The sequence below is a fragment of the Corynebacterium jeikeium genome (assembly GCA_003955985.1).
GTDB lineage: Bacteria > Actinomycetota > Actinomycetes > Mycobacteriales > Mycobacteriaceae > Corynebacterium > Corynebacterium jeikeium_D.
Genome location: CP033784.1, coordinates 2,221,891 through 2,246,122 on the forward strand (window position 1 = coordinate 2,221,891; position 24,232 = coordinate 2,246,122).

General features: G+C 55.7%; 19 protein-coding genes and 1 pseudogene. 4 read left to right on the forward strand and 16 right to left on the reverse strand.

All coding sequences use genetic code 11. The features are described from left to right. Positions 1-53: 53 nt before the first annotated feature. Positions 54-512, reverse strand: a complete 459-nt coding sequence (locus EGX79_09860) for a hypothetical protein (GenBank protein ID AYX82452.1) — start codon at positions 510-512, stop codon at positions 54-56. Between the two features lie 231 nt (positions 513-743). On the opposite strand from EGX79_09860, the gene EGX79_09865 reads away from it, so the two are divergent. Continuing rightward, the gene (locus EGX79_09865; GenBank protein ID AYX82453.1) at positions 744-938 is read left to right on the forward strand and encodes a DUF4236 domain-containing protein; all 195 of its coding nucleotides are present in this window, start codon (positions 744-746) and stop codon (positions 936-938) included. On the opposite strand, the gene EGX79_09870 is transcribed toward EGX79_09865, so the two are convergent. The 7 genes from EGX79_09870 to EGX79_09900 all read right to left on the reverse strand — a co-directional run bounded on the left by EGX79_09870 (position 935) and on the right by EGX79_09900 (position 8,644). Then, complete coding sequence (locus tag EGX79_09870) at positions 935-1,657, reverse strand: hypothetical protein (protein AYX82794.1); 723 nt, start codon at positions 1,655-1,657, stop codon at positions 935-937. The two genes, EGX79_09865 and EGX79_09870, sit on opposite strands and share 4 nt — an antisense overlap. A 124-nt stretch (positions 1,658-1,781) precedes the next feature. Beyond that, positions 1,782-3,377, reverse strand: coding sequence for a serine/threonine protein kinase (locus EGX79_09875; protein ID AYX82454.1), 1,596 nt, complete (start codon positions 3,375-3,377; stop codon positions 1,782-1,784). Next, a complete protein-coding gene (locus tag EGX79_09880; GenBank protein AYX82455.1) occupies positions 3,374-3,967 on the reverse strand; it encodes a hypothetical protein in 594 nt (197 codons plus the stop codon). The genes EGX79_09875 and EGX79_09880 overlap by 4 nt, the downstream gene beginning before the upstream one ends. Then, a complete protein-coding gene (locus EGX79_09885; protein AYX82456.1) occupies positions 3,967-5,586 on the reverse strand; it encodes an Hsp70 family protein in 1,620 nt (539 codons plus the stop codon). Before EGX79_09885 ends, EGX79_09880 begins: the two co-directional genes overlap by 1 nt. A 115-nt stretch (positions 5,587-5,701) precedes the next feature. Further along, the gene (locus EGX79_09890; GenBank protein AYX82457.1) at positions 5,702-6,601 is read right to left on the reverse strand and encodes a hypothetical protein; all 900 of its coding nucleotides are present in this window, start codon (positions 6,599-6,601) and stop codon (positions 5,702-5,704) included. Beyond that, positions 6,588-7,889 carry a hypothetical protein gene (locus EGX79_09895; GenBank protein AYX82458.1) on the reverse strand — a complete coding sequence of 434 codons (1,302 nt, stop codon included), beginning with the start codon at positions 7,887-7,889 and terminating at the stop codon, positions 6,588-6,590. Before EGX79_09895 ends, EGX79_09890 begins: the two co-directional genes overlap by 14 nt. Beyond that, on the reverse strand, positions 7,886-8,644 hold the full coding sequence (locus EGX79_09900) for a hypothetical protein (protein ID AYX82459.1): 759 nt from the start codon (positions 8,642-8,644) through the stop codon (positions 7,886-7,888). Before EGX79_09900 ends, EGX79_09895 begins: the two co-directional genes overlap by 4 nt. A gap of 309 nt (positions 8,645-8,953) precedes the next feature. On the opposite strand from EGX79_09900, the gene EGX79_09905 reads away from it, so the two are divergent. The 3 genes from EGX79_09905 (at position 8,954) to EGX79_09915 (ending at position 12,642) form a co-directional block, all read left to right on the forward strand. Beyond that, positions 8,954-9,586 carry a hypothetical protein gene (locus tag EGX79_09905; GenBank protein ID AYX82795.1) on the forward strand — a complete coding sequence of 211 codons (633 nt, stop codon included), beginning with the start codon at positions 8,954-8,956 and terminating at the stop codon, positions 9,584-9,586. A 2-nt stretch (positions 9,587-9,588) separates the two neighbouring features. Further along, positions 9,589-10,302 carry a hypothetical protein gene (locus tag EGX79_09910; protein AYX82460.1) on the forward strand — a complete coding sequence of 238 codons (714 nt, stop codon included), beginning with the start codon at positions 9,589-9,591 and terminating at the stop codon, positions 10,300-10,302. 621 nt (positions 10,303-10,923) lie between these two features. After that, positions 10,924-12,642, forward strand: a complete 1,719-nt coding sequence (locus EGX79_09915; protein ID AYX82461.1) for an acyl-CoA synthetase — start codon at positions 10,924-10,926, stop codon at positions 12,640-12,642. A gap of 763 nt (positions 12,643-13,405) precedes the next feature. On the opposite strand, the pseudogene EGX79_09920 reads toward EGX79_09915, so the two are convergent. The 8 genes and pseudogenes from EGX79_09920 to EGX79_09955 form a co-directional block, all read right to left on the reverse strand. Further along, positions 13,406-13,504, reverse strand: a pseudogene (locus EGX79_09920) (FHA domain-containing protein). Positions 13,505-13,731: 227 nt separating this feature from the next. Continuing rightward, complete coding sequence (locus tag EGX79_09925) at positions 13,732-15,189, reverse strand: metallophosphoesterase family protein (protein AYX82462.1); 1,458 nt, start codon at positions 15,187-15,189, stop codon at positions 13,732-13,734. 219 nt (positions 15,190-15,408) lie between these two features. Then, the gene (locus EGX79_09930) at positions 15,409-16,620 is read right to left on the reverse strand and encodes an acyl-CoA dehydrogenase (GenBank protein ID AYX82463.1); all 1,212 of its coding nucleotides are present in this window, start codon (positions 16,618-16,620) and stop codon (positions 15,409-15,411) included. A gap of 42 nt (positions 16,621-16,662) precedes the next feature. Further along, positions 16,663-18,069: an acyl-CoA dehydrogenase gene (locus tag EGX79_09935; GenBank protein ID AYX82464.1), complete on the reverse strand. Its 1,407-nt coding sequence runs from the start codon at positions 18,067-18,069 to the stop codon at positions 16,663-16,665. A 122-nt stretch (positions 18,070-18,191) separates the two neighbouring features. Beyond that, complete coding sequence (locus EGX79_09940) at positions 18,192-19,685, reverse strand: hypothetical protein (protein AYX82465.1); 1,494 nt, start codon at positions 19,683-19,685, stop codon at positions 18,192-18,194. 71 nt (positions 19,686-19,756) lie between these two features. Beyond that, positions 19,757-21,289 (reverse strand): lysine--tRNA ligase, encoded by a 1,533-nt coding sequence (lysS, locus tag EGX79_09945; protein AYX82466.1) that lies wholly within the window; start codon positions 21,287-21,289, stop codon positions 19,757-19,759. Positions 21,290-21,339: 50 nt separating this feature from the next. After that, positions 21,340-23,517, reverse strand: coding sequence for a PhoX family phosphatase (locus EGX79_09950; protein AYX82467.1), 2,178 nt, complete (start codon positions 23,515-23,517; stop codon positions 21,340-21,342). Between the two features lie 247 nt (positions 23,518-23,764). Beyond that, positions 23,765-24,187, reverse strand: a complete 423-nt coding sequence (locus tag EGX79_09955; protein ID AYX82468.1) for an aspartate 1-decarboxylase — start codon at positions 24,185-24,187, stop codon at positions 23,765-23,767. Positions 24,188-24,232 lie beyond the last annotated feature (45 nt).

The following is a 24,232-nucleotide window of genomic DNA, read 5'->3' on the forward strand; positions in this document are numbered from 1 at the left end:
ACTCCTGCGCGTTAAGCCAAACGCCAGACAAGAAGGAGTATTTGCACGGGATATCAGTCAGTCTCCATAATCTCCCACTCATACGGAGTCACTTCACCGCGCACCTCGTGGTACGGAGAACTGAAGTACAGGGTGCCATTCTTATTCAGGACCACGATCCCGTGGAAGCTGTACTTCTTCCCTTCCTTCAGTCGGAATGGCGGGCGCGAGGCATCCCAATTTCCACCGCTCATTCCGGCTTCCCAACTTCCAGATGCATCCTCGAGATCAAAGGTGACCAGATTGTGGGCGTTCTTCTTGTTACCCCACTTAGCTGTGGTCTGGCAGCGGAACATGTCCTGATTTACCGACCCACCACAGACTACGGTTTCTCCGTCTGTGGAATAGCTGACATAGTCACGGTTGATCTTGGGGTAGTTCGTAGCTGCATCGGCGACGGACGGATTGACAACAGCAAGCGCAGTGGCGGCAGTGATTGCGGCGGCTACAGCGGAAATCTTCTTGGTGAACATGATCTCAGATTAAAAACTCTCGGACACAAAAGAAACGGGAGTTCTCCCCGGGGAGTTCTCCCCTAGCTAAACCATGCTGGACTGCCCAAATCTGGACAGTGGTGCCATCAAACGCACCACGATTTATCCGCTTATGTCACCGGCACAATGCAGTCAGAGAGCGATGCTGTCCAAAGCAGCACGGTCAGAGCGCATGGCAGTCTGTGACGCACCGAGAATGGATTTATATCAATGGCTTTCAAACTATTCAGCTTCCGAAAGACCTTCCGCCCCACCCGCAACTCCCGGGTTACGCTATCGCGTTCTGGCCTCGGATATTCCTATCGCATGGGGCCCGTTCGGTGGACGAAGAATGCCCGTGGCGGCCGAACCACTACTGTGAACACGCCAATTAAAGGATTGACTTATCGCAAGTACCGTCGTTAAGCGAGCAGTTTCAAGTCGTCTGCAGTGACCAATCGTGCTTCGATTGCAGCGACAACTACCAGCTGCAGACGGCTCTTTTGATTAACCCGTTGCCACTCCTTGCTTGAGACCAGCCCCTTGCTCAAAGCGGATTCAAAAAGTGCGGTGCGGTAATGCTCGACTGCCTTTGCGGTCTTGCCTCCCAGCTTTCGGCCGGCCTCGGCATCGGTGCATGAAACCATAATGGTGTCGATTCGGCCGCGCAGATAATCCTCCGCATATGCAGCGATCAGAGCACGCTGGCGCTCCGGCAGCTCCCCAACCGAGATGGTTTCAGTCCCGTCAGTTGGCAGCACGACCTTCGCATCGGCGTGCTCAATATCCTGTTTAATCTGAATTTCGTACTGGTCATCCTTGACGGAAAAGCGGATGAAATACTCCGGGTAGCTCAAATCAAAACGCTGTTGCGGAGCCAGCCGGAATGACCGCGACACCTCCGGAATGTGCACCATTGCAGTCACGTGCTCGCAGTTATTGAGCAGAAACCACATTCCGGATTCCGCATACACATACATTGCTATGCGGTGCATGTAGCGGTTATCTTCGCCCACTTTGAGGTCGGCGTCACGCCCGATGGTCAATCCCTCACTCGGATTGGCAACAATCGCATCCCCACACAAATTATCAACCACAAGTGTTGGGAGCGATGTCACGTTGACCAGGCCTTTCTCTCGCACCACCAGCCACCAACCGCGAATCAGGAACCCTACCCAACGCTCCTGGGGGAATCGCCCAACGACGGCTGAAGTGACTGGCATTCATGATAGTTATCCGAAATATAACAAATATTCTCGGCGTTATCGCTTAATTCGTCGTGGTTTGCATTGCCCACGCCGCCACCGTGTCATAGGCAGCAGGACAAGGATCGCCTTCACTCAAAACGACAAATACCGGACGAAGCACTTCGGGACTGGATGGCGCAGAACTTTCCGCCGGCTGAACCAAGCAGTAATTAATCGGCCGTGTTGCCTCGGAACCTTCGCTGTTCACAGCTTGAAATGAGCCTGACGTTTGTAGGACATCCAGCCGGCGACCATCGGGCTCCATTCGCAGTTTCACCACTTCAGAGCCAGCTGGTTCAGCCACTGACCGGTTCTTGCTCACGGCATCCAGAATTTCACCCCGCCATTTGTCATTTTCAGCCTCTGCAATCGGCTTCTTCTCATCAATACCGTGGCGAAATGGCAGCAAGAATTCATCTGCCGAAGCAAACTGCGTCGCGTGATATGCAGCACCGTTGAATGTTCCCATCCGCTGAATCCCCTGCCAGCTCTTCTCACCGATGGGGACGTCGCTTAACGACGTAAGGGTCCATCGGTCACCCACCGGAATCCGAGGCCCCTTCGCCAAATCGGGAGCGCGAAGTCGCATCGGTTCCGCAGAACCTCCGATAGCTACTGGCTGTGCCAAGTGCTTGGCACTAAAGAGACCGCCATCTCCAATGCCGCTACGTTCGGCAACAACAATGCCACCACCAATAAGGCCTAGACATGCCACTACGGAGAACGCTGCAAGGGCTTTCTTCCGGTTCTTCGGATTGCGAACCTCGACGGCACCACCATTTAGCGCAGCAATGAGATCGCTAATAAACGCATTGCAGGATTCGTAGCGTTCATCGGCGTCAACCGCCAACGCCTTGGCGAAGACCGAATCAACTACCGCACCGAGGTTGGTAACCGGTCGCTTACCGCAGTGCAATTGCCGCGCACTGGCCGCGTCAGTAGCTGGAAATGCCTTATATCCCTGCAACAGCTCGAATATCGTGCACGCAAACGCATACTCGTCACTAGCTGCACTAATGCAACCCTTAGTGAAGATCTCTGGCGCCATGTAGGGCAATGAGCCGGCAACACGATTGGTCACGCCAACACTGTCGATTTCAGTGGCGGTTGATACACCGAAATCCACAAGCGTCGCGCTTAACACAAGCCCCGACGAATCTCGCTCTACGACGATATTTGATGGTTTTACATCACCATGAATCACCGCTGGTTCGTGCTTTGCTAGCCGATCTAGCGCGGTAGCAATCTCCACACCAATCGACATGACCTCGCTCTTATCGAAAGTGCGCGGCGGATATTCGGCCAGTTCAGCGCCCAACGAATTACCGCTAATAAGAGTCATGGTGAACCAAAGCAGGTTCCCGGCTCGCCCGCCATCGAACACGGTCACAACGTTGGGAACGTGAACAGTGGCTGCGATAGAAACCTCGTTCTGGAACAGTGCCTCCATTCGCTTAGAAGCACTGGCCTCTTCCGGCAGTGGGACGATTTTCAGTGCTTCGTTTCGGCCCAGCTTGGGATTTCGTACTCGAAAAACAGTCCCCATATTGCCGGCACCGATGAGAGCTTCAACCTCGTAGCCCTCAAAAATATCGCCTACCTGGGGAAGATTAGTCATCGGTTCCGTTGCCCAGACCCATCGAGATTACCCACCATAATCTGAATCCCAGACTCAGAGCGGCAATCATAATTAGGCGAAACTTCTTGGCATTCCATCGTCAGTGGCTGACCGTCATACTCAATCTCGATTGTCGTCTGCTTTGGCAGTGTTCCTTGCTCTTGCCGCTGTTTACTGAGCGCCCGCACTACCTCGTAATATGCTTCACAGTCCATATCGGAGCCCTGGTTTGACCAGGCACTCTGCAGCATCGGGCACGTCGGATCAACGGTCGACGCTAAGACCTCTGGGTCTACGAACCGATCGTCGGCAGGCGGTGCGATTGTAGTCGAGGTTGGTTCCTGATCATCGCCCACATAGTAGGACGGCGAGACTTCCACTTCGGTGCTTTCAGTGGTTTCAAACAACCCGTCGGCGTTATCCTGCTGGTTAGAGCGGAAATTTAGGATCCAGACCACCATTGCCAGGATGACGACAACCAGAATGGCGAGCACGAACAGCAGAATCTTCCGATTTCGACCATCAGTATCGGAATTTGCACCGCTGTCAATGTCATCGACGCCCGGGATTAGAGTGCGATCGTCGGTCATCAGTTATCTCCTTGGCTGACAGAAACCTTCATCATCGTCGTGCGAGCAGCCGAAATCTCTTCCTCATTCATCACACCAATGCGCACGTGGGATTCGATTGAGCGACCCGATGGAACGTGAGTGCCTTCCACGGTAATCATGCCGTCTGCTGCTACAAAGAACTTAACCTGAATTGGCTGACCCTTGGGCAACGGCGGGATACCTGTCAGCATAGATTCCGATCCACTAATGATGTCATTGAGAGCGACATCTTCGGATGGAACGTCACTGGCCTGCTGATACAGCGTCAAATCTACTTCCTCTTGGCCATCAGCTACGGTCGAATACTCCCGGACCACCGGCTCAGACAGGGGAATCATGTCATTCTGGTTGACCAGATAGTCGATGTACGGGTTGTTCAGATGATCGACAACTCGAATGCCAATCGACTTTGGCAATACATTTGCCACCTTCTTCTCCGACAGCGCGGCTAGCTGCCCGGCGTCAATCCCTGTCTCAGCCGCGATCTGCGCAATTGACTGCTGTTGGACAGCAGGGCTGGACTCAGCATTAACCACTCCCCCGAGCTTGCTGATCATCGCAGCAAGGGCAGCACCCTTAGCAACGGCTAGATCAGGCTCAACCAACAGTGGCTTCTTACCCGTCAGACGCTCCACCAGTTTGGTTACGGCGGTCATTCGCGAAGATCCACCCACCAGGATGACCTCATCAATTGTCAGTCCCGGCTCCTTTTCCTTTGCCGTCTCCAATACACGGGTCAAAGGAATCTCCGTCTGCTCGAGCAATGGCGCCGTGACACGCTCCAAGTCTTCGCGGGTAACGGCAATCTTGGCGCGGGAACCAGAGTCACTGGCAAGTCGCACAGTGGCGCTTTCCGCATTACTCAGCGCCTCTTTACAGTTCACCGTCTGCTCATGCAACTTAGCGACGAAGGTCTCATCGTTTTCCGCCTCCTCGTCACCAGTCTGCTCAATGAATTTATCCAGGATAAATTCACCAAGCGCCTTATCCCAGTCAGCACCGCCCAGTCGAGCATCACCGTCGGTGGCAATAACCCGGAAGGTGTTGTCAATCCCCTGCACAATCGTGGCATCGAATGTACCGCCTCCGAGGTCATACACCAGCAAGGTCTTGTCCTTTAGAGGCTGCTTGGAGTCGTAGTAGAGGGCCGCAGCAACCGGTTCTGCTACCAGCTCCAACACATTGAAATTAGCAATCTGCCCTGCGTTGCGAGTTGCCTCGCGCTCCTTCGCACCAAAATATGCCGGCACAGTAATAACTGCCGAAATCTCGTCGTCAGCTGCTTCGTCTGGAACCAACGAGCGCAAAATCAATGAAGAAATCTCCTCCGGGGTATACGCCTTCCCGCTGAAATTCCATTTCTTATCGGTGCCGATGCTCCGCTTCACCAGCTCGATGACGTCATTGGGGCTGAAGAGCTTCTCTTCACGTGCCAGCTTTCCGACAACGGTATTGGCCTTCGATTCAAACCACACCACACTTGGTGTCGACAGATCTCCGTCGAGGTTTTCTTGAATGACAGGAACACCCAGTGAGTCCACGTAGGAAATTGCGCTATTGGATGTGCCCAGATCGATGCCGTAAATACGTTCAGCCATGATTTTTCTCCTTATTCTGAAATCTGTTGGATTCTTGACTTCTTTTGCCGTGTCAGCGCTCTAGTTGTGTGCTGGCCGGACTCGAGCTGTGCTCTGTTCAGACTCGAGTTTTGGCCTAGTTGCCGCTGTGCCGGTACACCGTGACCGGCGCCTTGGCCACCACAATTGGACTGGTAGAACTGGTGAAGGTGTAGTAGTGCGAGATTCGTCGTGATGGCGCCAGCGTGCGGTGCAGCGCGGGGTTATCCGAATCCGCGAATTTGGTACGACGGTGAATTGAAGAATCAAAGGCATCGCCCACCTTCGCCTCTGTAATTGCCACTCCCATGGACTGAAGCGCATCTGCGATCGAGTCCTGCAGGAAATCCAGGGTCGAATACAGGTCACTGCCATCAGTTTCGGTAGTTTCTTCGAGCCGCGAAAGGTCAGCGCAAATCCCGTCATGGATGGCCGCCAACTTTTCCGCCAGCGGCATCAACTGGGCGTACCAACGACGATCAGTCAGCGCTTCCAACTCTTCACTTTGAGAGCGCAATACTGCGTTCATTGTGTCCAGCCGTGTTTGAATCAAATCCAACTGCTTTACGACGTTCCCGGCCGCAACACCTGCGGTACTTTCAGCATCCGTTTCTGGGAGCTCTTCCACTGTCGCGGGAGGAAAATCCTGCTGGGCTGGAACTCCTTCCGCGGTGTCTTCATCATGGCCAAACTCGGCACCACCAAATTCAACACCGTCAAATTCGACGTTCTCAACCTTGGACCATGCAGCTTCGTCGGTGTCTAGTTTTGGATCTCCGGAATACTCGACCGGCTCCTGACCTGTGGTATCACCATTGTCGACCGTGCCCCGGGGGCCGAAGGACTCATCAAAATTCGGCAGCGGGGCGAAATTATGCGCTCCACCGAAGTCAACCTCCGGATACTTAGGATCTCGTTCCTGATACTCATCAGCACGACCGTCTGAATGTTTAACCGACCTTTTATTTTCATCCTTTTTGTTATTAAAGAACCCCATTTTTATATTCCTTCCCCTTAGCGAATAGATAGGCAATCGACACAAATGTAATGATAAATATAGAAAATAGAACCCATCCTAATTCATAGAAATTATCATTTATAACCCCCATGGCAATGAAATATACGATTCCAAAAACAGCAATCCATCGTTTTGCCACTCGCTTCTTTACCAACGCCCACAAGATACCGACAAAAATAGCCAGAACCGGTACAGCAATAAATCCATTACCCTCCTGCATGAACTGCACTATTAAACCGAGCACAACAAATGGAGAAAGAAATCGTAATAACTCCTTGGCAATCACATCCCCTTCACCGGCATGGGGCGTCTTAAAACCCGATTTTCCCCTTCCGGTATCAGCCTTCAAGACATCGTCTCGATTGACGTTTTGAAGGACGCGATTCTCAATTGTCGAATCGGAACTAGAACAGTAGGCTCCCTCAGCAATTTGCAATTCTTTACGAAGTCTCGTTGGGTCCAGCGACGTTCCGTCGTTAAGCAGACCGAAAGTATGTCGAGTCACTAAATCCGCTGGATCATCGACTGCTTGCAACCTTCGAATAAGACCGGTGCGGGTTTCAGCCTCTGGCGAGCCGGTACGAAAACTCGCACCGATGGATTTAGTTGCACTCTTCAGCATGTCGCTATCGATCGGTTTGCCGTCAATAAAGCCTTCGGACTGTTCACGAAAACCGTTCGCAATGACATCTGCAATCGACCGAATGTCGGTATTTGCACTACTGGCCTCATCAAAGGCCGCCCAGACTCGTTTCTCCGCGTTGTTCGTCGGACCAGTCTCAATTTCCTGGCTATCTTCAACGTCGACGTATTCACGGAGCTCCATGCGGTTAGACGTTGGAACCAATATCCGATCAAAGAACTCTTCAAGCCCGTGCTCGGTAATCGCTTTTCCGCTGCCCTTTGCATACGGCTTCAAGAACCCCTCTTTAACTGCCTTCATCTGCACATCAGTGAAGAAGTACTGAGGACGCTGTACTCGTTTGAGAACAAGTCGAAAAGAAACACCGAACTTCTTTCGCACTGCGTCGACAAAATCTTCGGTGTGCAGCTCATCGATAATGTCCAGTGCGCGCTGGGACTGCTTACCGAAGAACAACAGGTCTCGAATTAAACGGACACGCGCTTCCCAAAAATCCGAGGAAGAGGCATCTCCGCCCATGGGAATGTCAGCAATCAGCTGAGCTAACTTGGCGCCCGTTGGCACTGCGCCTGGTGAAAATAGATTTCCAGCTAGGTTGTCTCGAACTGCGGGATTCAGACTCACATCTGCTCCTGAATCTCACTGATGCGAACACGCTGTTCTGGAGATAGGCCTGTCATAAACCGCCTGGCGGGATCTACTGCGATAAGCCATCCGGGGTCTACATGCTCCGGCAACAGTCGAATCATTGCCCTAGCAGGGCGTCCCGAATCAAGCGCGGAGACAGTTGTCAGAGTCTCTCCGTTGACGTTGGTGTCCTCTCGTTCTTCAAGCTCATAGGCAGTGCCGTAGGTGGAAAGCGCCTGCTTCATCTCTTCAAACGCCGCGGCAGTGTTGTAGTCGAATGCGGCGCGAGCGTAGATGTATTCCACTAGGACTACGAGAGCGAAAAGGATTAATGCTTCGAGCGAAATAAGGACGCTTTTAGACATAAGCGATGCTGCGGTGACTGCCAGCACCGTGATAATGAGGCCGGGAATCCAACTAGTCTGATTTCGCAAGAACCACATCGCAAACCCCATGGCGAATGGAATCAACATCGCCGTATCTGGATATGGCCCACTATTGATGGATTCCAAAATTCCGCCAATTATGAATCCGGCGATAATGAGTACGACTCGAAACATCCAGGGTGCCCACCAAACAAAAAATGGCGGAATGATACGACCTTCTTGATCTACACCAACACGGTTTGGAATAATTCCTTGATCCTCCAAATCACCGCGCCAACCTTTAGTACGATCTGGAACACCCTTCACAATATCTGTGGTTTTTGAGAAGTAGCTTTTGGCCACATCTTTCAGCTGTTGGAGGTTCATTAAACGGTTCTTTCCCTCAATCTTTTGTCCAACGATTAATTCGCTGAACCCGACAGGATTTAGTTAAACCTGCACGGGTAGTGAAAGTCACCGGGAGAACTCCCGTACCGCTTCTGAGGCCTCCGCTATAGCGTCGTCAAGCAGATGAAGAAAACGCTTATTCGGCGCTTAACTCGGAGGTTTTTAACGCCCATGACATCCCAGTTTCATTCAAAGCACGTTTTAGCTGTGGCAGCCGCCGCTGCTACCCTGACTCTGGTTGGCTGCTCAGGTATGCCCACTAACAACGCTGTCCCGGAGTCCCCCGCGGTGGTGACAGTTACAGAAACGTCCCCTGCTTCTGATGCACAATCCGAAACTCCTAGCTCGATTGAGAGCTCGACCGGGTCGGAAGAGCCAGAGCAGGAATATGCCAACAGTTCGCAGGATAAGAATTCTCCCAACAGCGAACTTTCAGACTCGGATGCCGACTCCGGTGCAGTAACGCTGAATAGCTCGATGGAGCTGACCAAAATTGGCGGCATGGAGCCCGGCAGTGCCAAGCGCCAAAACGTCAAGATTGACGCAACTGCTCACCAGAAAGAATTGGGCGGCTTCGACACTGCTCGGATCACGCTTCCCTTCGAGGGGGCCAATAGCCTGTTGACCTATCCCCTGGTTGATGGCGAAGCAAACGCGAGGTTGCTGTGGAATTTCAGCCAGTCTGGTGGTACGGAAACCTGTGAAAACAAGGTGGATGTCTACGATTCTGAGGGCAAACCGACTGCAAGTGCCAGCGCAGGTGTGACTGGACAACATACTCCTTGCCAGATCGTTCGCCGGTTTGGGGAGAAGGCCTACGCAACATTTACAGAACCCGGTGAATACATCGTTGCTGTGACAGCTCAGCAGCCAGGATTCGAACCAATCACAATCGCACAGAAGGTGAAGGTAGTCGGTTAAAAATGAACGCTCACGAACCCATCGATCCGTGGAATAGCAACCAGTCGGGCACTTCCGAGAAAGTGTCGGAGAGAGCTTCCGGCACTAAGTCCGGAAAGAGTAAACCTTTGACGCTGCCGCTCATCCTCGGCGCAGTCGGAGTGATTGTTGCCGGCGCGGCGGGGTTTGCCATGGGCGGTAAGAATGCTGAGTCCGAACTTGCAAGCGCGAGTGAAGAGATTTACTCGTTTCAACAGCAGGCAGAGGAGCGGGAAAGCGAGCTGCAAGCAAAGATTGATGAGCTGGAAGAAGCAAACTCGGAATTGGAAGACAAGAACACCAATTCCGACCAGGCCTCCATAGCCTCCTATTACTACAAAATGGCGCTCAGCTGGCTTAACGTCTGTGATGCTGGCGACTACATGCCGGAAGAGACTCACGCTGTGCCGACTAGCGTGAAGGACTTAGGTATTGGCTGTGGCTACAACTTTGAAGATTCCAATGGAACAATTCTCATTCTTGTTGGTGGAGCAGACGAAGACGCCCAGTCTCGTGCATCTACCATTAACGACCAGGACGGATACCTAGAAACCATCCGAACCGGGCATATACAGCTCAATGTGTGGGTATCCAATTCTGGCCCGTGGGATGATGCCGAACAACTGTCAACAGATATCGCCGACAATGTCAGCCATGCCGCTAAGCAGAATATGGCACAGGACACCGCAGGACAATAAATAGCGTCCCTGCCATAAACGCCCATGAACCCCCGCTCACTAGTGAGCGGGGGTTCATGGGTTACGTGGGGGGCCGATGATTCACAAAATCTACGGTGCCGATTAGAAAACTAATTGTTCACGCGGTCATCGTCATCGTCGTCATCAAAGTCATCGTGATCATCGTCGTCCATGCCATCGTCACGGTCATCATCCGTGTCATCAATGTCATCGCGATCATCGTCCAGCTCCTCAGTCGACGTCACCATAGTGGTCTGGACTGGAGTCGTATCGGATAGGTTCGCCCTTCGCCACCGAGTCGAGAGCGCAACTGGATAAGAACAGGTTTCAGGAGCTTTCCCCAAAAGAATCAGATCCAAACCAGAACCCCTCCCCGGCTAAGGTCAGCACCCATTGAGCTGCGAAAGAGAACTGATACTTGACTATCTTCACTGGTCACGCCACATATCTTCACAACTATTCGTTTCTGATAAAAAAATTTTGCAAAAAGCTACGCAAAAGTGACCTAGGACACTTATTCTTACTGTAAAAGAAACTAAATCGGCAGTCCTACCGATGAGGTTTCGCCTGATTAGGCCTCTCCGAAGACCACAGGACATGAACCACGGAAGATGAGTGACTATGACATCTAATCCACAGACCTCGATTCTCAATAAGGTGCGCAAAGCTTCGCGAGCTACCTCGGACCTCGTTCTCGGACTCGCACCGGTGACTCAGGCTGGCGTCCTCGGCTCGATGGGGCCCGGCGCGGCTGGTAAGGCATTAAGTTCCATCTACCGCTGGGACTTCCTGCCAGCTGGTCTCCTCGGCATTGCAGCCGGCCGCGATCCGCACCACACTGCGATTATTGATGATGGCGGCTCGCTGACCTACGAGGAGCTGCACGAGCGCTCCACTGCCCTGGCGCGAGCACTCCGTCACGGCGATATTCAGCAGCGCGACCGCATCGGTGTGCTGGCTCGCAACCACCGCGGTTTCATTATGGCTCTGTGTGCCCACGGTCGTCTCGGCACCGACCTGGTGCTGCTCAATACCGGCGCCTCCGCCGAGCAGACTCTGGCCGTAATTCGTGAACAGAAGATTGACTTCCTGTTCATTGATGAGGAATTCACTCACATGCTGCCGGAGGACTTCGATGAGTGCCCGGTCGCCGTGTCGTGGTTTGAAAACTACGGTGACACCTCCTGCGTTCGCGAGGGCTGGACCTCCATGCAGGAGATGCTGAAGACAGCACCGCCGGCAAAGTGGCCGACCGCCGAGCTGCCAACCCGCCCGCGCCGTGGCCGCGTTATTATTCTGACTTCCGGAACCACCGGCACTCCAAAGGGTGCCAAGCGTCCGGAGCCGCGCAGCTGGATGCCGGCATCTTCCATCATGAGCCGAATTCCTCTGCGTCAGCGTCGCCCGGCTTACCTTGCGGCTCCGCTGTTCCACACCTGGGGATTCGCGACTGCGCAGCTGTGCATCGCACTGCGTTCCACCATGATTATGCGCCGCAAGTTCGATCCAGCCGACAGCCTGCGCATTATCGAGCAGCACTCTCCGCACACCATCTTCCTGGTGCCGACCATGCTGCAGCGCATGATTGAGATTCTCCCAGACAACTACGACATCGGTGCGACATCGCTGAAGGTCATCGCATCCTGTGGTTCGGCCATTCCGGAGGGAATCGTCACCAAGACCCTCGAGCGCTTCGGACCGGTTCTCTACAACCAGTACGGCTCCACCGAGGTCAGCTGGGCAACCATTGCTACCCCGGATGAGCTCAAGGCAAATCCGACCACGGCAGGTCGCGCGCCGCTGGGCACTCGTGTCCAGATTCTCGACGAAGACGGCAACCGCGTCGCCGACGGCGAGACCGGTCGAATCTTCGTGGGTAACAACATGTTGTACGAGGGCTACACCCGCCCCGGCGCGGACAAGCAGGTCATTGACGGCATGGTCTGTACCGGTGACCTGGGTCGAATGGAAAATGGCCTGCTCTACATCTCCGGTCGCGAGGACGACATGATTGTCTCCGGTGGCGAGAACGTCTTCCCACGTCAGACCGAAGATGCACTCAGCCAGCTCGAGGGTATCCGCGAGTGCGCAGTCGCAGGTGTTCCGGATGAGCGCTTCGGTCAGGCTCTGGTCGCCTGGGTTGTCCGCGACGATTCACCTGAGGGCCGCGCCCTGACCAATGAGCAGATTCGCACATACGTCAAGCAGCGCCTCAGCCGCTTCGCTGTTCCGCGCGAGACCGTGTTCCTCGATGAACTGCCACGCAACGCAGTCGGCAAGGTGGTTCCTCGCCACCTGCCGAAGCCGTGGGAGAATGCCGCCGAGGAGAAGGCTGCTTAGGGCGCAGGGACCGTCGTAAAGCGAGCGGCAGACACGAAAAGGACGCGGTAGAAACTTCCATTGTGGAAGTTACCGCGTCCTTTTTGCGTGTCCTAGAAAGAACCAGTGCTGATTAGCCTGCGTTCAAAACACCGTAGTCCGTGACGGGTTCACGGAAAATTTCTTCGCCGTCCTGGGTCACGGTTACCGCATTTGGAGTGACGGTATACGTGTAGCCACCATTCTTTGCGACAGCACGGTTCCCGGAGAAACTATCTACTGTGTATGCATCCGGACTATCCGAAATCTCACCGAAGTCACCGATGTAATGGCGCTGCTGGCGGTTATTGGAATTCTCGCAAATCACAGCCTTGCCCGACGACGTCTCCGCCAGCACACGCGCGTAATCCCCACCCGAGCAGCGAGCGGTACTGCCAACCCAACCTTTGGCGTCGATATCATCGCGATCCATACCGAACGCGCGGAGACCAAAATTTCCCCTCTGCGTAGTGGTAGGAGCGCTGCTCTCCGGCTGCTTCGTCGTTTCTGGCTCGACGGTCTGGGTATAGGTTTCCGTGTGCGTCTCCACCGGCGCCGGGGACGCAGTGCTTGACGACGAGTCCCCTGCCGCAACCGTATCGGGAGACTGCGGGGAATTATCGGAGGAATTATTCAGGTAGTACGCGCCACCGATACCGGCGACCGCTGCAAGTGCGACACCGACGATGCCCAAGACCACGTACAGACCGTTGTTGCTCTTCTGCTCAGGTGCCGGAGCCTGCTGATAAGCCGGATACTGCTGGGGGTAACCGCCCTGGTTCGGCCCCTGCGTTTGGTACTGGTACTGAGGCTGGTACTGGCCCTGGGCCCCGCCCTGCGGCTGCTCCCAGGCAGATGTTGCATAACCGTCCTGCTCCCAATCCTGCGGGGAGGACGAACGCGGGTTGTACTGGTCGGTCATCGCTAAATTCCTTATTACTTCAGAGCCACACTTGTGCTCGGCCAATAACGTGGCGGCTTGCGACTACGCCCACAGCGGAACTTGCCACTACGTATTTTCCATTAACACTATGCGTTGCCCAGCGTACCCTGCTTGAAGCTAGCACTAGCTCAGAGCGGCACTTTGTTCTTGAAGAAATTGACGTAGTTCCGATCGGAGATCTTTCCCAGCATAAACTCTGGCTCCAACCCGAACATCGACCAACGAGTCTTCGTGGACCAGGACAGAGACTGAGGTGTCGTAGTGCGGTGGTAGCTAATTTGGTAACCGTCAGTGTGAACTCGGATCTGCGTGTATCCACCCGGATAGCCGAGTGCCGCGCCCCGCTCACAGAAGTCCGTATCCCCGTAGTCAGCGATACCACGGCGGCTGCGGTGCGTATGACCAGCGAACACGCCTTTGGCACCCGGCGTGGCGGCCAGAATCTCCTGGAAAATCTTGGCCTGCTGCGCCTCGACCATGAATGCCTCACCACCGAAATGCGAACGCACCGCATCCTGAGTAAACGGGTGATGCGCAAACAAAATTGTCGGACGCTCTGGATCGTCTGCGAGTTCGGCACGCAATGCACGCATCTGACGCTCATTAATACGTCCACCTGCATAACCAAACTCGGCGGTATCAACACCGATGAGACGCACTTCGCCGACGCGAGTCGACCAGTGCTGCTGCGTCGGCACAAGACGCTGGCTGAAGTAATCCGGAACCGCGGTCTTGCCCTTGCGGATTCCGCGTCCACGGAAACCATTGATATTGGGTAGCCCGGGCGGGTGCACATCGTGATTACCACGGGTGACAAACCAGTTTTTCCCAAACTCACCGAAAGTATCCAAAACCCTGATGAGTTCGTCATACTCCTCAGGGCGGTTGCTATCCGTGCAATCGCCATTGATGACGAGAGTGTCTAACCCGGCAGCCTTTACCGTGTCCACCAGACCCTGCAATTGCATAGAGGCAAAAGGCTGCTCTCCCGGACCGGAGGAAAGACCGAGGTTGCCAATGCGAATGCCGTCATGATTGGGCTTACCAATGTGTGTGTCATTCGTCAGCGCGAACGTCGCCAAATGTGCACCCTCCAGCGCTGGCAGAGTGCTTACGACGCCTGTCTTCTCCGGTGCCGTTTTGCTCATGGTGATATTCAGCGACGGAACCGCGCGACAGTTGTGTGACCAGCACTCAAAGCGATACTCCCGTCCCGGCTCCAACCCGTCAATGACCACATGGTGGTAGCCCGACTCTGAGTACCCCTCGTGCACGAGCTCTAACTGCGTTGAATCCGCAGGACCAAGCAGCACCCGCTCATCCGAAGGAACGGTCGGCTTAATGAAGCCATACGCTGTCTGCACTCCCGGAGCATATGTTGCCCATGTAAATGCCACTGACGTGTCTGTGACAGTGATGACCTCCAAGTCGCTAGCCAGTACCTGCCACGACTTGGAATCCGACTGGGTAAGCCCCAGACCCGACGTGACGTACTCCAGGCCGTACGCTCCCGAGGTTTTCGCGACGGCCATTGAACTTGCAGCAAGAGTTGCAACAGATAGGTAGGCCCGGCGGGAAATGCTCATGTCCAATAAGCCTAGAACCTAAAGATGAAAATTAGATGAACTCTCCCTCTAATCTCAGAAAAATAGGAACGCAACGACAAGAGACACACGGCCAAAACAGCGCAAAATAAAACACCGCCCTACCAAGTCATGGCAGGACGGTGTTTTAAGAAATGTGGCTTGAGCATCTTTGTGAGCTTTTACCGGCTCACCAGTATGTAGATTGCTCTGAAACTGTAACTACTTCAGTTCCTTGGAGGACAGGCCCAGGGTGCGGCGAGCAACGACCAGCTGCTGAATCTGCTGGGTACCTTCGAAGATGTCCAGGATCTTGACGTCGCGGGACCACTTCTCCAGCAGGTTACGCTCAGAGTAACCGAAGGTACCTGCCAGCTGAACGGCACGGAGGCAAATCTCGGTGCCTGCACGGCCGGCCTTGGCCTTACACTCGGAAGCTTCCAGAGTGTTCGGCTGCTTGTTGTCAGCCATCCACGCAGCGCGCAGAGCCAGGAGGTATGCAGCCTCCCAATCGGACTCCAGCTTCAGGTACTCAGCTGCAGCAGCGCTCTGGGTGTGTGCCGGTGCATCGTAGTCAATCTCGATGCCAGCCTCTTCCAGGATGCGACGCAGCTCTTCCAGCGAAGCACGGGAGACACCGATGGCCATACCCGCAACCAGCGGACGAGTGTTGTCGAAGGTCGCCATTGCGCCGGCGAAGGACTTCTTAACATCAATGTCCGGGGAACCCAGCAGGTTCTCCTTCGGAACGCGGACGTTGTCCAGGCGGAGCACTGCAGTATCCGAGGAACGAATACCCAGCTTCTCTTCCAGACGCTCCACGGTGAAGCCCGGAGTGCCCTTCTTCACCAGGAAGGATTTGATGGCAGCACGGCCCTTGGACTTGTCCAGGGTCGCCCACACAACGACGGAGTCGGAACGCTCACCAGCAGTGACGAAGATCTTCTCACCGTTGATGACGTACTCATCACCATCGAGCTTGGCGGTGGTGGAAACTGCGGAGGAGTCAGAACCAAAGGACGGCTCGGTAATTGCCATGGAAGCCCAGGTCTTACCGAAAGCCTCCAGCTGCTCATCAGTAGCAACAGCTGCGATGGCTGCGTTACCCAGACCCTGGTACGGCAGAGACAGGGTCAGACCCACGTCACCCCAGCAGGTCTCAATAACGTTGAGCAGCGAAGCCATGTTGCCACCGTTCTTTACACCGGTGCGCTTCGGCTTCTTATCGTCGCCACGTCCACCAGAAGCACCGGAGAAGCCACGGCCACCATCTGCCATGCCGTCCATCATGGAGGCAAGGGTGTCGAGTTCCTTCGGGTACTCGTGCTCAGCGAGATCGTACTTACGGGAAATCGGTCGGAAGATCTCAGCGGCGGCCTGATGCGACTGGGACGCGCCCGCCTTGAGGAACTTCGGCAGTTCGAGGTTAATCATTTTCTTTCCTCTTAATTCTTTTCGGCTGAAGTATCTAGCGGTTTACAGAACGACGATGCCTTCGGCGACACCAATTGCGCGGAGGTCACGGTACCAACGCTCAACCGGGTGCTCCTTGGTGAAGCCGTGTCCGCCGAGCAGCTGCACACCGTCGGAACCAATCTTCATACCCTTTTCAGTGGCGAAGGTCTTAGCCAGAGCTGCCTCGCGAGCGAAGCCGCGACCCTGGTCAGCGCGGGAAGCACCGCGGAGGGTGATCATGCGGAGACCATCGAGCTCAATCTTGATGTCGGCGACCATGAAGGCCACTGCCTGGCGGTGGGAAATCGGCTCGCCGAATGCCTGACGCTCGTTGACGTAAGGAATGACGTAGTCGAGAACTGCCTGAGAAGTACCCATTGCAAGAGCTGCCCAGCCGAGGCGGGAACGACGCAGAATGTCGAGGTATGCCTCTTCACGATCTGCAGCCGAGGTGCTAGCGCCGCCGAGAATGTTCTCAGCCGGAACCTTGACGTCCTTCAGGATGACGCGCCCCATTGCGGCACCGCGCAGACCCATGGACGGGTCAGCCTCAACGTGGAGCCCCTCAGTGTCGGACTCAACGATAACCAGAGCCGGCTTACCCTCGAGCTCAACACCGATGATGAACAGCTCAGCTGCGCCGGCGTTCGGAACGAAGGACTTAACACCGTTGAGGACCAGCGAATCGCCCTCGCGCTTTGCGGTGGTTTCAGGCTTGCGTGCGTCGAAAAGCGGGCGCGGCTCTGCGAGCACAACAGCGGCAGCCGGGACGTTCTCGCCAGCGAATGCCGGCAGGTAGGTCTTCTGCTGCGAGTCGGAGCCGTGAGCGGTCAGGGTGGCAGCGACACCGGCCGGAGCCAGCACTGCCAGAGCCAGACCCATGTCACCGTAGGACAGAGCCTCCGCGACCAGCGCGTTGGTGGTGACGTCCTCGCCGGTAGCGATGCCCTCGAAAGCCTCCGGGACGTTGATCATAGTGACGCCCAGCTCAGAAGCCTCAGAGACGAGGTTCTCCGGCGGAGTTGCCTCGTGGTCGGACTTATAAGCAACCTCGCGCAGACGAGACTCAGCGAATTCCTTAACCGTCTCGACGATCATCTGCTGATCCTCGGTCGGGGTGAGGTCGAAGAGCTTCTTTGCCTTCTCCTCGGCTGCGGCCTCCTGTGCAGCCTGGGCTTCCTCAGCCGGACGCTCCGGCTTACCGGAACCGGAAATCTTCTTAAACTGACGGTTCGCGGCACCAAGGGTCTTAAAACCGGACTTGGTGGACTGGTACACCACGCGGTCGATCTTTGGCTGAAGGTCGTACTTCTGGGCGAAGTCCGAACCAGTAATCGACGTGATGAACCGCATTGCCGCTCCGATAGCGTCGCGACCAGGGTTATTGCGGCCGACAGTCGAATCTTCGCGGTTCTTCTTCTCGCTCATGTGATCATGGCCTTTCGAGTCAGAACTATTACTGGCATAACAATAAAACAATCACGTGACCGTTGTCACAAGAATTGAAAAAACATTGCCAAGTAACAGAAAACTTTCAGGCTTCTAACTTGTCAGGCGATAACGCGGTTAACAACGTAGTTGCGATCAGAGAGCTCACCAAGCAGAGCCTCGGGCTCGAAACCGTACATCGCCCAACGGGCACGCGCAGTCCACGCAAGCGCATCTTCGCTGCTCAAACGGTGAAAGTTAACCTGGTAGCCACCGGAGTAGACATGCAGCAGTGTGTAGCCACCGGGGTATGCTTTGCACGCGCCGGTCTCCAAATAATCAACGCCGGCCCCAACATCACCGCGAGTACGCTTTGCACGGTGGGTGTGACCTGCCCCCGCGAAGAATACACCCGGAGCGTCGTTAAGCATCTGCTGCAAGCGTCGTGCATCAGCGCTGTTGAGAATGAAGGTGGGCCCGGCAGCATGTGTCCAACCAGCCTCGGAGGTAATTGGATGATGAGCCAGCACAACTGTCGGCTTACTGGGGTCACGCTGCAATTCCCGCTCCAGTGCATCGAACTGTTCCGGGCTAATTTCGCCGCCGGACTCATCCAACTTCGATGAATCCAGCCCTATGACACGGACCGGCCCCTGCTGAGTGACCCACAGTTCCTGCCGCGGACGCCCCAGGAGAACACCGAAGGGATCGCGATGATTCTCGCTACCCTCCAAAACCGGGAATTCGTCGTAGCCAGCAGATGGATCGGCATCCGGCTTATGCGGACGATCATGATTGCCGCGGGTGACAAACCACTGCCGCTCCTGAGCACCAAAAGTATTCATAATCTCGGCAAATCGACGCACCTCCGCCGGACGTGCTTCCGACGTGGCATCACCGTTGACGAAAACCTTTTCAATCCCCATCCCCCGCAGCTCGGCGAGCGCAGCCGTCAGCATGACCTCGGGATACGGCGCGGCACCCGGTTCAGAAAAGATAGGAGCGGGGAAATCGCCGGTGATAATACCGTGCCCATTTTCGCCAATATGCGCGTCATTAAGGATGGCAATCGTGGTCAGGTACTCCCCTTCCGGAGCGACCAACGTCGTGAACTGTCCAGTTTGCTCGGGTGCATTGGGGAGGTTTCGGGTAATTAATCCCGGCTCGGCGACCAGTCCATTCGATCGACATTCGAAACGGTACGTGGTTCCAGGGCGCAGCTTATCGACGGTCACAAAGTGGTAGCCAACCTGCGTCTCGTCCTTATGTACCACGGGTAGCTCGCCGCCCTCATCGGCATCGACTGGCACTAGCGCAACTTCAGTGTCGGCCGGCGCCAGTGGAGCCAGCTTCCCCCACGCTGGATGTGGGCCTGCATACGTCGCCCACGAAAATGTCACCGACGTATCGGTCACGGTCACGACTTCCAGGTCCGTCACAACAAGGCCGCTGGTCAACCCGGTGAATGGAAACGGCGACTGGTTCGGGGCCGCCGATGCAACTGCTCGCGTCCCGACGCTATTGACGGCAACCGCTACAGCCCCCGCACCCGCTACTGCTCCCAAGCGCAATACGGATCGCCGATCAATTTTCTTATTCCCATTTACCGAATTCACGGGTGAAGAAATTACGGGATAAAAATAATCCCGGTGATAACACCGGGATAACTACACATGAATTCAGTCGCTTACGCTTCCGGCTTCACGATCGGGAACAGCACGGTTTCGCGAATGCCAAGGCCGGTCAGGGCCATCAGCAGGCGGTCAATGCCCATGCCCACACCGGTCGTCGGCGGCATGCCCTGCTCCATTGCGTGCAGGAAGTCCTCATCCAGAACCATGGCCTCGTCGTCGCCGCCAGCGGCCAGTCGCGCCTGATCCTCAAAGCGCTCACGCTGGACAACCGGGTCAACCAGCTCGGAGTAGCCGGTAGCCAGCTCGAAGCCACGGACGTAAAGATCCCACTTCTCGGTCACGCCAGGCTTGGAGCGGTGCTGACGAGTCAGCGGAGAGGTCTCGACCGGGAAGTCGCGGACAAAGATAGGACCGTCGAGCTGGTCTTCACAGAGCAGCTCCCAGATTTCCTCAACCAGCTTGCCGTGGCCCCAGCCGCCCTTCTCCGGAACCTCAAGGCCAATCACATCGGCGATTGCCTTGAGCTCCTCGACGGTCGAGTCAATAGTGACTTCCGGCTGACCAGGGAACTTGCGAGCAAGTGCCTCGTTCAGCGACGGGTACATCTCAATCTGCTTCCACTCGCCGCCAAAGTCGAACTCCGTACCGTCGGCAAGCGTAACAGTCGTCGAACCGAAGACCGCGACGCAGATTTCCTGAATGACCTCGCGGACGGTGCGGGCGGAGTCATCGTAGGTGCCGAATGCCTCGTAGTACTCCAGCATCGCGAACTCCGGGCTGTGCGAGGAGTCGATACCCTCGTTGCGGAAGTTACGGTTGATCTCAAAGACTCGCTCCATACCGCCGACGACGCAGCGCTTGAGGAAAAGCTCCGGCGCGATACGCAGGTAGAGATCGATGTCCAAAGCGTTGGAATGAGTCACGAACGGACGTGCAGCTGCACCGCCGTGCAGAGTCTGCAGCATCGGGGTTTCGACCTCGAGGAAACCGCGACGCTCAAGTGCGTGGCGCAGCTCGCGGATGACCTTGATGCGAGTCAGTGCGTTAGTACGAGCCTGCTCACGCATAATCAGGTCCGTGTAGCGGTGACGCACGCGGCTGTCCTCGGACAGATCAGCGAACGACACCGGCAGCGGGCGCAGAGCCTTCGAGGCCATCTGCCACTCGGTAGCCATCACAGACAACTCGCCGCGGCGCGAAGAAATTACGCGGCCAGTAATGAGGACGAAGTCGCCCATATCTACGTCCGACTTCCAAGCAGCCAGGGCGTCCTCGCCGACCTCAGCCTTGGAAAGCATGGCCTGCAGGGTCGTGCCGTCACCCTCCTGCAGAGCGGCAAAGCAGAGCTTGCCGGTGTTACGAATAAACATGACACGACCAATGACGGTCACGACATCCTGAGTCTCCTCGCCAGCCTCGAGGTGGCCCCACTCTTCACGGACATCCTTGAGAGAGTGAGTACGGGGAACCTCAACCGGGTACGGCTGAATTCCAGCCTCGAGCAGGCGGTCACGCTTCTCGCGGCGAATGCGCAGCTGCTCAGGAACGGTGGCGGTGTTTTCAGGGGTCTTCTTCGCGTCAGTCACGGCTATAAAGGTTAGCCGACTACACCGCCGACCTGCTAGTTGAGTGCCCTTTAGACGCCAATCTTCTTGCCATCAGTGCGTACAACCTGAACGACGGCCGGGCGTGGCTGCTCCTTGCCGCCGTCCGGCCAGTGCGAGGTCGGGTTGGTGGTCGGGTCCGGGTTGTCGCCGACTGGATGACCCTGATCCGTCTCGATTTCGCCCGGGTGCTGGACGTTGACCATCACGCGGTTGGAGAAGATCTGCGGACCACAGGTCTCTGCAGCAACCGGAACAGTCAGGAAGCACTTGGTCTCACCACGACGCTCGCCTTCGACAGCCACGGCGAACAGGCCGTCGTTGGAGTCCAGGGCGTTGCCGTCGGTGGAAACCCACAGGTTGCCGTACTCGTCAAAGGCGACGTTGTCCGGGCAGGAAATTGGCGAGACCGATTCCTTGTCGAAGCCACCGAAGTAGGTGTAAGCCTCGTTCGGGTCACCACAGACCAGCAGGAGGTTCCACTTGCCCTTGGTACCGGCGTGGTCATCTTCCATCTCCAGAACAAGGCCATTCTTGTTCTCGGTGATTGGTGCGACCTCGACGGCGTCGGCAAGCGGGCGCCCTGCACCATCCTTGCGTTCCTTGCCCTTGTCGTCCTTCGCGCCCGCCTTACCGCGGTACTTGTTGTTGGTCAGCGCCGCGTAGACCTTACCGGTCTTCGGAGACGGCTCGATATCCTCCGGGCGGTCCATACGGGTCGCACCGACCTTGTCACCGGCGATGCGGGTGTAGATGCAGACCTCTTCGGCGGTCATGCCATCAACGTGGGACTCGTGCTTGCCGTCTGCCTTGGCGGTCATCAGCGGAAGCCACTCAATGTCACCGTCGAAACGGCCGTCCTTCGGCAGCTCACCGGAGCCGTCAATCTCGGACTCGGAATTACCGTTGAACTTACCGACGTAGAGAGTGCCCTCGGACAGAATGCCCATGTTGTGCTTGAGGTCCCCCTCCTTAATCTTGCGGGAGGAGACGAACTTGTAGATGTATTCGAAACGCTCGTCGTCGCCGGAGTAGCACACGACCGTGCCGTCGTCGGTGACGTAAATCTGACCGGCTTCATGCTTGAAACGGCCCACTGCGGTGTGCTTGACCGGGGTGGAGTTCGGGTCAGATGGGTCAATCTCTACCAGCCAGAAGAAGCGGTTCGGCTCATTCGGCTCCTTGGAGACATCGAAGCGGTCGTAGTACTTCTCCCACGCGCGGTCGGACAGCTCTTCATTCTTGACCGAGTAGCGCTTGAGCTTCTTAACTGCGTCCTCGTCCTTGAGCTTGCCAACGTTGCCGAAGTACTGGTCAACGTTCTCCTCACCGGACAGGTAGGTACCCCACGGAGTAACACCACCGGAGCAGTTGTTCAAAGTTCCCTCGACCTTCATACCGGTCGGGTCAGCCTTGGTCTTCAGCAGATCGTGACCAGCAGCCGGGCCGTCAACTGTGAATTCGGTGAAGCCAGTGATGCGACGGTTACGCTTGTCGCTGAGAATTGGCTTCAGGAATCCCTTGTCATCCTCTTCCACAGCAAGGATGGTCTGGCCGTGGGCAGCCAGTCCGATGTCGACCTGCTCCTTAGTGGCATCTTCTTTCTTGTAGGCACGGAACATCATCGGCTCGGTGGTGTACTCGTGCGAGCAAACGTACAGCAGTGTGCCGTCTTCAGCCTTAATCAGGCCAGCGAAGTCATTGTTGAAGCCGAACTGCTTCAGCTGGTTTTCCGGAGTCTGCTTGTCAAAGTCGAACTCCGGGCCACCCTCGTGGATTGGGTCGCCCCAGCGAATCAGAACATTCTGCTCGTAGCCGTCCGGGATAACGACTGCGTCTTCCGTGTTCGGCTTGACGGCGTCGAAACGCATACCCTCCGGCGATTCGTCCTTGCTACCGTCACCGGCAGCAGCGGTACCGGAGGCGTCGGAGCCACCTGCGGCGCTGCCCGAATCATCAGAGGAGCAAGCGGCCAGCACGGCGCCACCGCCGACCGCAAGAGCACTAGCACCAGTGACCTTCAGTGCCGCGCGACGGGAGAATGCGCGCTGGGAGAACGCCTCCTTCGCAACATCACCGAAGTACTGGTTGTCCGAGAACTCGTTCGGAGCATCGTCAGCACAGGCATTACCACACTTGTAAGTGCAGGTCAGAGAGCTGCGAGAGGTAGCAAAAGGATTTGTCAGCAGATTCTTGCCAATACGAACCACGGGGAGACCGCCTTTGTATAGCTTCGACTAGGTGAGGAAATGGAAAACTAAAACTTTTAGATCCTCTAAGAAGCTAAGGACGTTGCGTTACCTTTCGGTTTCTAAAAATCAACTCGCCAATGAGCTTTAGCTGACGGTCTAATGACTTGCGCTTTAACGCAAAGTGAACACCCTGGTGTTGCGGTTCTCCGGCTCGACTCTTCTCTCCAACTACGCAGTCGAGCCCCAGCTCTGCGGGCTACGTGGACTAGCCCTGGTTCTCCGGGCTACGCGGATTCTTCAAATCAGAACCCTCCGGCACATCCGCCGGGTCATTGCCACTTTCCAGAATCTTGTTGTCCTCATCGACGAAGATGACATTCGGCTTGTACGTACGCGCCTCAGCGTCATCCATCATTCCGTAGCCGATGATAATAACCAGATCACCCGGCGATATCAGACGAGCGGCGGCACCGTTGATGGAAATGATGCCCGAGCCGCGCTCTCCGGTAATGCAGTAAGTAGTAAGCCGGTTGCCATTATTGATATCGACGATGTCGACGGCTTCACCTTCAAGCAGGTCGGCCGCTTCCATCAGATCAGCGTCAATCGTGCACGATCCAACGTAGTGAAGATCAGCCTGAGTCACCGTGGCACGGTGAATCTTGGACTTCAACATAGTGCGAAACATGAAAAAGGTAGGTCCCTTCCTGGATTCGTCCCCTGGATGCTTGCC

Coding starts and splice junctions, on each gene's coding strand:
- EGX79_09930 (AYX82463.1), bottom strand. CDS start 16,620: ATGATTAACCTCGAACTGCCGAAGTTCCTCAAGGCGGGCGCGTCCCAG.
- EGX79_09955 (AYX82468.1), bottom strand. CDS start 24,187: ATGTTTCGCACTATGTTGAAGTCCAAGATTCACCGTGCCACGGTGACT.
- EGX79_09865 (AYX82453.1), top strand. CDS start 744: ATGGCTTTCAAACTATTCAGCTTCCGAAAGACCTTCCGCCCCACCCGC.
- EGX79_09910 (AYX82460.1), top strand. CDS start 9,589: ATGAACGCTCACGAACCCATCGATCCGTGGAATAGCAACCAGTCGGGC.
- EGX79_09890 (AYX82457.1), bottom strand. CDS start 6,601: ATGGGGTTCTTTAATAACAAAAAGGATGAAAATAAAAGGTCGGTTAAA.
- EGX79_09860 (AYX82452.1), bottom strand. CDS start 512: ATGTTCACCAAGAAGATTTCCGCTGTAGCCGCCGCAATCACTGCCGCC.
- EGX79_09885 (AYX82456.1), bottom strand. CDS start 5,586: ATGGCTGAACGTATTTACGGCATCGATCTGGGCACATCCAATAGCGCA.
- EGX79_09925 (AYX82462.1), bottom strand. CDS start 15,189: ATGAGCATTTCCCGCCGGGCCTACCTATCTGTTGCAACTCTTGCTGCA.
- EGX79_09900 (AYX82459.1), bottom strand. CDS start 8,644: ATGAACCTCCAACAGCTGAAAGATGTGGCCAAAAGCTACTTCTCAAAA.
- EGX79_09935 (AYX82464.1), bottom strand. CDS start 18,069: ATGAGCGAGAAGAAGAACCGCGAAGATTCGACTGTCGGCCGCAATAAC.
- EGX79_09880 (AYX82455.1), bottom strand. CDS start 3,967: ATGACCGACGATCGCACTCTAATCCCGGGCGTCGATGACATTGACAGC.
- EGX79_09875 (AYX82454.1), bottom strand. CDS start 3,377: ATGACTAATCTTCCCCAGGTAGGCGATATTTTTGAGGGCTACGAGGTT.
- EGX79_09915 (AYX82461.1), top strand. CDS start 10,924: ATGACATCTAATCCACAGACCTCGATTCTCAATAAGGTGCGCAAAGCT.